Source organism: Tritonibacter sp. SIMBA_163 (genome assembly GCF_046535935.1).
Taxonomy (GTDB): Bacteria; Pseudomonadota; Alphaproteobacteria; order Rhodobacterales; family Rhodobacteraceae; genus Epibacterium; species Epibacterium scottomollicae.
This window is the reverse complement of record NZ_JAWJBP010001514.1, coordinates 1-230: the sequence shown is the minus strand read 5'-3', so window position 1 is coordinate 230 and position 230 is coordinate 1. Positions and strand designations below refer to the sequence as shown.

Sequence of the window (230 nt, the reverse complement as noted above, 5' to 3'; positions counted from 1 at the left end):
AAGACGCTAAATGTGCCCCCGTGCGTTATAAGAAACAGGTGTGTATTTACGCCTTTACCCGCGATGAACTTCAGGCGTTCCGTAACTTTGGGCGTAAAAGCGAGCTGGAGTATAGCGAAGATATCGAGATACTGCGCTTTTTAGAAATGAATAAGACGATCCGGCTGGTTGAAACTAAGCCCGGCAGTCTAGCTGTGGATGTGCCTGACGATGTTTCTAACGTCGAGGCG

Annotated in this window: 1 protein-coding gene; it reads left to right on the top strand. The window is 48.7% G+C overall.

Going from position 1 to position 230, the window contains the following annotated elements; translation table 11 throughout:
- Positions 1–20 precede the first annotated feature (20 nt).
- On the top strand, positions 21–230 hold a 210-nt coding region (locus tag R0J92_RS27345), incomplete at its 3' end, for a hypothetical protein (protein WP_411053991.1).